This is a genomic window from uncultured Nitrosomonas sp. (assembly GCF_902826915.1).
Taxonomy (GTDB): Bacteria; Pseudomonadota; Gammaproteobacteria; order Burkholderiales; family Nitrosomonadaceae; genus Nitrosomonas.
Window position 1 is genome coordinate 1 of record NZ_CADEGP010000090.1, and the last position, 9008, is coordinate 9008.

Sequence of the window (9008 nt, forward strand, 5' to 3'; positions counted from 1 at the left end):
AACAGCGCATTCATGCATAATATCAAATGATTATGCATATTTCAGGACCGACTACTTAATGAGCATCGAGTTAATCTGTATTAATGTATCTTCATCCAGTTCGCCGGCTTCTGCGCTCAGACGTAATCTGGACATTAGATAGCTGTGATAGGCCTTGGCAAGATCACGTTTAGCAGAATAAAATTGTTGTTGTGCATTTAGCACATCGACTTCGGTTCTGATGCCGACTTCTTGTCCCAGCACGGTTGAATCCAGCTGACTTTGGCTGGAGATCAAAGCTTGCTTGAGTGCTTTGACTTGTGCAATGCCGTTGGTAACATTTAGAAATTGCTGGCGAGCTTGTAGGGCGGTATTGCGCCGGACGGTTTCCAGATCATGTAATGCCCGGTTTTGGTTCGCTAGCGCTTCACGGACACGGGATTGTACTGAAAATCCCTGAAATAGAGGTACGTTAAGCTGGACGCCAATGGACTTGGAAATCAGATCAATGCCGCGACCGGTAATTGCGCCACCGACGCCTGTTTGATCACTGTATTGCGCGACGAGATCGACGGTCGGGTAATGCTGCGACCAGATTCGCTTTACTTCCTGACTGGCTATTTCATAGGCGGCTTGCTGGATTTTTAATGCGAAATTTTTTTCTTCGGCGGCATGAACCCATTCATCCATACCGGTGTAAGTTAATCTGTCCAGGTTCGATGCAGTTTTCTTTGCGCTCATCAGATTTTCAGGAAAACGATCAATGATCCCCTGTAACGTGCGTTTACGAATTTCCAGTGCATTGTGCGCAGCAATTTCCTGTGACGTGGTGAGATCATAGCGTGCTTGCGCTTCGTTAGTATCCACGATGGTAGATACGCCAACCTCAAAATTGCGCTTGGCTTGTTCGAGTTGTTTCAAAATGGCTGTTTTCTGCGCTTCGGCGACTTCGATGTCGATTTGCGCATCCAGGACGTCAAAATACGCTTGGGCGACACGCAAAATCAAATCTTGTCCCGCCACGATGAACTCAGCATCGGCTCTGCTGACTTCAGTTTTTGACTGCTGATAAATTACAATATTTTCCATCCGGAACAGCGGTTGCGTTGCGGCGATAGTCACGCCACGACTGTGAATGGTGACGGGCGCAGGATTGATGTTACTGTTGGTTGTGGAACTAATTAAGCTGCCTGCGTCCACTTCCTGAACAGCGCGCGATCCTGTTAACGTAATAGTGGGTAAAAAACCGGCTCTGCCCTGCACCAATTTTTCTTGCGTAGCTTGATAGGCTGCCCGAGCGGATCGATACTGTGAGTCCTGAGCCAAAGCTTCTTGATAAATACTCATCAAATCTGCAGCTTGCAGCGTGGAAAGTGATAGAGCGCCGATCAAGATAGCGAAAACCAATTGCAGGAATTTCATGCGTTTTTCCGATATAAGCCCGGAGTGGATGAAAATTCAGCAATAAATCGATCGCTATGTTTGATAGTTGGCGTAGCGTTGATACTCAAAAGGTAAACCTTGATGGCTGCTGTGCATTAATAAACGGAACCGTACTGGTTTCAAACAATGTGGTAGTGGTGAATTCGTTGGGTGCCACACAAGTAATCAATAAGGCTTCCATGACCGGGTCTTCGCCGACAATCGCAAATAGCCGTCCACCTGGTTTCAGGTTGTTTTTAAAGGTATCCGGTAATACCGGCGTGGATGCGGTTAACACGATCACATCATACGGTTCATGCTTGGACCACCCGCGTGCTGCATCACCTAGTTCAAGCGTGACGTTGGTAATTGCATGTGTTTTAAGATTGTTTTCAGCCAGTGCTTTCAGTTCGGGAATGATCTCTACACTGTAGACATGTGCGCCTCTGGCAGCCAGAAGCGCCGTCATGTAGCCGCTGCCGCTGCCGACTTCGAGAATTTTGTCAGTTTTCTGGATGTGTAGCTCTTGCAGAATGCGTGCTTCCATTTTTGGCGCCAGCATGACTTGCCCAAAACCCAGCGGAATTTCCATATCGACAAAAGCCATCGCAAGATTTTCCGCGGGCACGAATTCTTCACGTTTTATTTTGTACAACAAATCCAGCACAGCATCATCCAGTACATACCAAGTGCGAATTTGCTGTGCAACCATATTAAACCGGGTTTGCTCAAGATTCATTTCTATCCCATATTTTAAAATTGATATTAGACTTGCAATTATTTCACATTTCCATTAGCTTCACAGCATCAGCTAGGGGTCCGTTTTCAGAATAGAGTTATCTGAAAGATTTGGGTGCCTTTAAAAATCCAAAATTTTAAATAAGACTAACAGACTACTGAAAAATGTTGGTGTCTCATATAGCTACAGCTGTATAGCTGATATGTGAGAAAACATTTTTTGCAAGTAACCACGTATTGTAACGAAGTTTGGATTTTTAAAGGCACTCAATTGGTGAGAGAGTCCCTTAACACCTGACGCGGATAATGCCGCCGTAGGGAAGCTGGGATTTTCCTCCCGCTCTTTATGGCATTTCTAAGGAGCAATTATTATGAGTATTACAGTTTTAAACCAAAAAAGTTTTTCTAGCGCAACAGCCCAAGTCGATCAAGCAGCCGTCAAACCGCTACCGAATTCACGCAAAATCTATGTGCAAGGCTCGCGACCCGATATTCAAGTGCCGATGCGGGAAATCCTCCAGAGCGACACGACCACCAGCGCAGGTGGAGAAAAAAATCCACCGATCTGGGTTTATGATACATCCGGCCCATATACCGATCCTGTGATAAAAATCGATATCCGCTCCGGATTGCCTGCACTGCGGGAAAAATGGATTGACGAGCGCGATGACACCGAAATTCTTGCCAGTCATAACTCCGCCTATAGCCAAGCGCGATTGCAGGATCCTAAACTGGCAGATATGCGTTTTAATTTGCAGCGACAGCCACGCCGCGCCAAAACAGGCTTAAATGTCACGCAAATGCATTATGCGCGCTGCGGCATCATTACACCGGAAATGGAATATATCGCTCTTCGCGAAAATCAACGTGTAGAAGCACTCAATGCACAACATCACGAATTGCTGACGCGTCAACATGCGGGGCAGGATTTTGGCGCATCTTTACCAAAAATGATCACAGCAGAATTTGTGCGCGATGAAGTGGCGCGTGGACGTGCCATTATTCCGGCGAATATTAATCACCCTGAATCCGAGCCGATGATCATCGGACGTAATTTTCTGGTGAAAATCAACGCCAATATCGGCAATTCTGCATTGGGTTCAAGCATTCAGGAAGAAGTGGAAAAAATGACCTGGGCGATCCGCTGGGGCGGTGACACGGTGATGGATCTTTCCACCGGCAAGAATATTCACGAAACACGCGAATGGATCATTCGCAATAGTCCGGTGCCTATCGGTACGGTGCCAATCTATCAGGCGCTAGAAAAAGTTGATGGCAAAGCCGAGGAGCTGACTTGGGCAATTTTCCGTGACACGTTAATTGAGCAGGCTGAGCAGGGTGTCGATTACTTCACCATCCATGCCGGCGTGCGCCTAGCGTATGTGCCGATGACGGCAAAGCGTATGACCGGTATCGTATCGCGTGGCGGATCGATTATGGCTAAATGGTGTCTGGCGCATCATGAAGAGAGTTTCCTGTATACGCATTTTGAAGAAATTTGCGAGATTATGAAAGCGTATGATGTCAGCTTCTCGTTAGGTGACGGGCTTCGTCCGGGCTCAATCTATGACGCCAACGACGAAGCGCAGTTCGCCGAGTTGAGAACATTGGGGGAATTAACGAAGATTGCCTGGAAACATGATGTGCAGACCATGATCGAAGGCCCTGGTCATGTGCCGATGCATTTGATCAAGGAAAATATGGAGCTGCAGTTGAAGCATTGTGATGAAGCGCCTTTTTATACGCTTGGCCCGCTGACGACTGATATTGCGCCTGGATATGACCATATTACCTCCGCGATTGGCGCGGCGATGATCGGCTGGTATGGCACGGCGATGTTATGCTATGTGACGCCAAAAGAACATTTGGGTCTGCCGGATAAAGATGATGTTAAGGACGGTATTATCACTTACAAAATCGCTGCGCATGCCGCCGATCTGGCGAAAGGGCATCCCGGTGCACAAATCCGTGATAACGCACTATCCAAAGCACGGTTTGAATTCCGCTGGGAAGATCAGTTCAATCTCAGCCTCGATCCCGATAAAGCGCAGCAATTCCACGACGAAACCTTGCCGCAGGATGGCGCGAAAGTGGCGCATTTCTGCTCGATGTGTGGCCCGCATTTTTGTTCCATGAAGATTACCCAGGATGTTCGCGAATATGCCGCTAGTCAAGGTATAGCCGAAGAACAAGCTTTAAAGCTGGGGATGGAACAAAAATCAGCCGAATTCAAGGAAAAAGGTGCAGAGATTTACAATAAATTATAATCAGAGTGCTACCGTCAGATTGATCAACTAGATAAACACGCCAATGGATTTCATTTTATTACTTAAAGCGCTGATCCTTGGCGTTGTAGAAGGACTGACCGAATTTCTGCCGATTTCTTCCACCGGTCACTTGATTTTGTTCGGCGATTTACTGGACTTTAATGATGAAAAGAGCAAGGTTTTTACTATTGCGATACAGCTGGGCGCTATCCTAGCCGTGTGCTGGGAATACCGTAAGAAAATAGCGGACATTGTGATGGGCATAGGGTCAGACGCCTCAGCCAATCGGTTTGTGCTGAATCTTTTCATTGCATTCATGCCTGCAGCCATCCTGGGCTTGCTGTTTATTGATGTGATCAAGCAATATTTGTTTAATCCCGTATCGGTGGCCACAGCACTGGTCATCGGTGGCATTGTGATTTTATGGGCAGAGCGCAGGGATCATGTGATTGAAGTGGAACAAGTCGATGACATGGACTGGAAGCATGCGCTGAAAGTTGGCATGGCGCAATGTCTGGCGCTGATTCCGGGGACATCTCGCTCGGGGGCGACCATCATTGGTGGCCTGCTTTTTGGCCTGTCGCGCAAAGCCGCTGCCGAATTTTCTTTTTTCCTCGCCATCCCCATCATGTTTGCCGCTACTTTTTATGATGTATATAAAAACCGCGCAATCCTGGAATTGGACGACGTGAGCATGTTTGCGGTCGGCTTCATGGGAGCATTCTTCAGCGCATTAGTGGCAATCCGCGGGCTAATACGCTTCATCAGTAATCATGATTTCACCGTTTTTGCGTGGTATCGCATTGTGTTTGGCATCGTCATTCTGGTTACGGCGTATACGGGTGTGATCGGTTGGTCAGAGATGTAAGTTGGTAATTAACCTATATCAGTAATCAGAAAGACTGCCCGGAAGCTTGTCCCCGAGTAGTCGGTCTGAAGTATGTCTTAATCCCTTTCTAACTCTGTACCCACGGCAATCCGGCTGCTTTCCAGCCTGAAAGTTTACCGCGTTGGCCGTTCTCATCCCTATCGCCTTCAAAACCTTCGAGGATGTTATAGCAATCGGTAAAGCCACTCTGGCTAGCCATGATAGCAGCTTGATTCGAGCGCGAGCCACTGCGGCAGATGAATAGCACGGGTGATGTTTTATTGACTTTACTCGCGAGTCGACCCAGAAAATCTGCGTTGGGCTGCATGCTGGGGTACGCGCGCAATTCAATTTCTATCGCATTAGGGACGCGTCCGACCCAATCGAGTTCGGCATGAGTGCGTACATCGACCAATTGCGCATGCGCGGATGCTTGCAAAATTCGATAAGCCTCCATCGGGAGTAATGCACCTTTATAGGGAAGCTCCATTTCCTCGGCGCGTTGGTGCGCTTTTTCCAGTATGGCTGCGGTAGTTTCCATAAAATGCTCCTGATTAGGTTATTAAAAATGATCGTTTGATTACCTTTATAATAGGGCAACGCTAATCTTTCATTCATTCTTTTTGCTGCCAACATTATAACGTGACATGGAGAAAATCCGCTTATCAAAACTGATGTCCGAACAAGGCCTATGTTCGCGCCGCGAAGCGGATCGCTATATCGAGCTAGGCTGGGTGTTTGTCGACGGGGAACAGATTTCCGAGCTGGGCACCAAAATTTATCCCACGCAGAAAATTAAACTGAACAAAGCCGCGCAAGCGCAGCAGACTAGCCTGGTTACTATCTTGTTGAACAAACCCATCGGTTATGTGTCTGCGCAACCGGAATCGGGTTATCAACCCGCTGTCGTGCTGATCAAACCGGAAAACCAGTTTCGTACCGATCAATTGACCAAACGTTTTCAGCCCGCGCATTTGAGAAATCTGGCACCGGCCGGGCGACTCGATATTGATTCGCAGGGTTTGCTGGTGCTGACACAAGATGGCCGTATTGCGAAACAATTGATCGGCGAGAATTCCCGCGTTGATAAAGAATATCTGGTGCGGGTTGAAGGTGCTTTGCCCCCGGCCAAGCTGGCGTTGCTGAATCATGGCTTGAGCCTCGACGGCCAGGCTTTGAAAGCGGCGCAGGTGAGCTGGCAAAATCAGGATCAATTGCGGTTTATCCTGCAGGAAGGTAAGAAGCGCCAGATCCGCCGCATGTGCGAGCTGGTCAATCTGAAAATAACCGGCTTAAAACGCGTGCGCATCGGTAAAATCAAGCTGGGCAATTTGCCCGAAGGGCAATGGCGCTATCTGGAGGAAGGCGAGAGCTTTTGACAATGATTTCTTGGCATTGGTGAGGGAGTCTATGCATCAGCGGTTGCACGTTGTACTCAAAATTCCTGCCCATCAACTTTTGTACTATTACGAGGGCGAAGTGGATACGGTGGCGGCGAGAACCACCGATGGGCGAATTATTCATTTTCCGGCCAATGTGTTGCGCTCCGTGGTGGGTAATCATGGCGTTTATGGTACGTTTGAATTGGTTTTTGATAAAAACCATAAATTTGTGTCGATCTGCCGCGTCGGCGATTAACGATAATCCCGTGCCCCCCACTTTCAATGCTGAGGCGCGTGCGTTACACTCTTTCATGATTGTTTCAAGTATTCATAACCTTTTCTTTCATCCAATAAGATTATTTAACCTATGGCCCAATATGTAATGTCGATGCTCCGTGTGAGCAAGATGGTTCCACCCAAACGTCAGATTATCAAAGATATCTCGCTTAGCTTTTTTCCCGGCGCCAAGATTGGTTTGCTTGGATTGAACGGCTCCGGCAAATCAACCGTGCTGCGCATCATGGCCGGTGTGGATAAAGAATTTGACGGTGAAGTGCAGCGCCTGCCGGATATCCGCGTGGGCTATTTGCCGCAGGAGCCGCAACTGAATCCCGAACATACTGTGCGCCAGGAAGTGGAAGAAGGCATGGGCGAGGTGATGCAGGCGCAGAAGAAACTGGACGATGTTTACGCTGCGTACGCCGAAGAGGGCGCGGATTTCGATGCTCTGGCGGAAGAGCAGGCGCGCCTGGAGGCTATTATTGCCACAACCGGCAGTGATACGGCGAATCAGATGGAGATTGCCGCTGATGCGTTACGCTTGCCGCCGTGGGATGCAGTGGTCGAAAATTTGTCCGGTGGAGAAAAGCGCCGTGTGGCGTTGTGTAAATTGCTGCTGGAAAAACCGGACATGCTATTGCTGGACGAGCCGACCAATCACCTGGATGCGGAATCGGTCGAATGGCTGGAGCAATTCCTGGTGCGTTTTCCCGGCACAGTGGTGGCGGTGACGCATGATCGTTACTTCCTTGATAACGCCGCTGAGTGGATATTGGAGCTCGACCGTGGTCACGGCATTCCGTGGAAAGGAAATTATTCCAATTGGCTGGAACAGAAAGAAGCGCGTTTGGAACAAGAGCAGAAGCAGGTTGATGCGCACATGAAATCGATGAAGAAAGAGCTGGAATGGGTGCGGCAAAATCCGAAAGGACGTCAGGCGAAATCCAAGGCGCGTATCGCCCGTTTTGAAGAACTCAATTCGCAGGAATACCAGAAACGCAACGAAACCCAGGAAATTTTCATTCCCGTCGGAGAACGTCTGGGTAATGAGGCGATTGAGTTTGATGGCGTATCGAAATCCTACGGTGATCGCTTGCTGCTCGACAATCTCAGTTTCAAAGTACCGCCAGGCGCGATCGTCGGCATTATCGGCCCGAACGGCGCGGGTAAGTCCACCCTATTCAAGCTGATTACCGGCAAGGAACAACCGGATTCCGGCGTAGTGAAAATCGGCCACACGGTACAGATTGCGCATGTCGATCAGGCACGGGATTCGTTGGAAAACGACAAGACCGTATTCGACGCGATTTCCGGCGGCAATGACCTGCTGGTGGTGGGCAAATACACGACACCGGCGCGTGCTTACCTGGGGCGATTTAATTTCAAGGGCGGCGATCAACAAAAAATTATCGGCCAGCTCTCCGGCGGTGAGCGTGGCCGCCTGCATCTCGCGCAAACCTTGATCGCGGGCGGCAACGTGCTGCTACTGGATGAGCCCTCCAATGATCTCGATGTGGAAACGTTGCGCGCATTGGAAGACGCGCTGCTCGAATTCGCCGGCTGCGTGCTGGTTATCTCGCACGACCGCTGGTTCCTTGACCGCATTGCCACGCATATCCTCGCCGCTGAAGGCGAATCGCAGTGGACATTCTTCAACGGCAATTATCAGGAATACGAAGCCGACAAGAGAAGCCGCCTCGGCGAAGAAGGCGCGAAACCGAAACGGATACGGTATAAGCCGATTAGTCGGTGAGATTGTGCGCTGTCTTCAATTTCTGCTTTGAGAAGTAGCCTCGCAAATTCGGACAGTCCTTTAAGTGGTAATCTTGCTCAACCCAAGCCGTGCAATAGGCGACAAAAAAGGAGCGAGAGTATGATAAGGACGAAAAGGAATCACGCAGCGGGATTTAAAGCCAATGTGGCCATAGCGGCGATCAAGGGTGACAAGACACTAGCTGAGTTAGCGGAACAATTCGATGTGCATCCGAATCAGATTTCGGAATGGAAACAGCCGTTACAGGAATCTGCAATTAATGTATTCGGGAGTAATTCGAAAGCAAAGACCGCTGGGCC

General features: G+C 49.0%; 9 protein-coding genes. 6 read left to right on the plus strand and 3 right to left on the minus strand.

The annotated features are described in order from the left end of the window. Positions 1-51: 51 nt before the first annotated feature. Together QZV86_RS12565 and QZV86_RS12570 are read right to left on the minus strand one after the other, a co-directional pair. Complete coding sequence (locus QZV86_RS12565) at positions 52-1401, minus strand: TolC family outer membrane protein (RefSeq protein ID WP_295628725.1); 1350 nt, start codon at positions 1399-1401, stop codon at positions 52-54. An 85-nt stretch (positions 1402-1486) separates the two neighbouring features. After that, positions 1487-2140: a protein-L-isoaspartate O-methyltransferase gene (locus QZV86_RS12570; RefSeq protein ID WP_295628728.1), complete on the minus strand. Its 654-nt coding sequence runs from the start codon at positions 2138-2140 to the stop codon at positions 1487-1489. Positions 2141-2510: 370 nt separating this feature from the next. Here QZV86_RS12570 and thiC point away from each other — a divergent pair, with 370 nt between their 5' ends. Both thiC and QZV86_RS12580 read left to right on the plus strand, forming a co-directional pair. Then, the gene (thiC, locus tag QZV86_RS12575; protein WP_295628731.1) at positions 2511-4406 is read left to right on the plus strand and encodes a phosphomethylpyrimidine synthase ThiC; all 1896 of its coding nucleotides are present in this window, start codon (positions 2511-2513) and stop codon (positions 4404-4406) included. Positions 4407-4449: 43 nt separating this feature from the next. Continuing rightward, on the plus strand, positions 4450-5274 hold the full coding sequence (locus tag QZV86_RS12580) for an undecaprenyl-diphosphate phosphatase (RefSeq protein WP_295628734.1): 825 nt from the start codon (positions 4450-4452) through the stop codon (positions 5272-5274). 88 nt (positions 5275-5362) lie between these two features. Here QZV86_RS12580 and QZV86_RS12585 read toward each other — a convergent pair whose 3' ends face one another. After that, entirely contained in the window at positions 5363-5815 is a 453-nt protein-coding gene (locus tag QZV86_RS12585; protein WP_295628737.1) for a rhodanese-like domain-containing protein, read from the minus strand. Between the two features lie 106 nt (positions 5816-5921). Between QZV86_RS12585 and QZV86_RS12590 the strand changes: the two genes are divergently transcribed. The 4 genes from QZV86_RS12590 to QZV86_RS12605 form a co-directional block, all read left to right on the plus strand. Continuing rightward, a complete protein-coding gene (locus QZV86_RS12590; RefSeq protein ID WP_295628740.1) occupies positions 5922-6653 on the plus strand; it encodes a pseudouridine synthase in 732 nt (243 codons plus the stop codon). Positions 6654-6684: 31 nt separating this feature from the next. Continuing rightward, entirely contained in the window at positions 6685-6912 is a 228-nt protein-coding gene (locus QZV86_RS12595) for a DUF2835 domain-containing protein (RefSeq protein WP_295628743.1), read from the plus strand. A gap of 111 nt (positions 6913-7023) precedes the next feature. Then, positions 7024-8688: an energy-dependent translational throttle protein EttA gene (gene ettA / locus QZV86_RS12600; protein WP_295628745.1), complete on the plus strand. Its 1665-nt coding sequence runs from the start codon at positions 7024-7026 to the stop codon at positions 8686-8688. A 120-nt stretch (positions 8689-8808) separates the two neighbouring features. Then, a partial coding sequence (locus QZV86_RS12605) for a transposase (protein ID WP_295628748.1) occupies positions 8809-9008 on the plus strand: 200 nt, incomplete at its 3' end.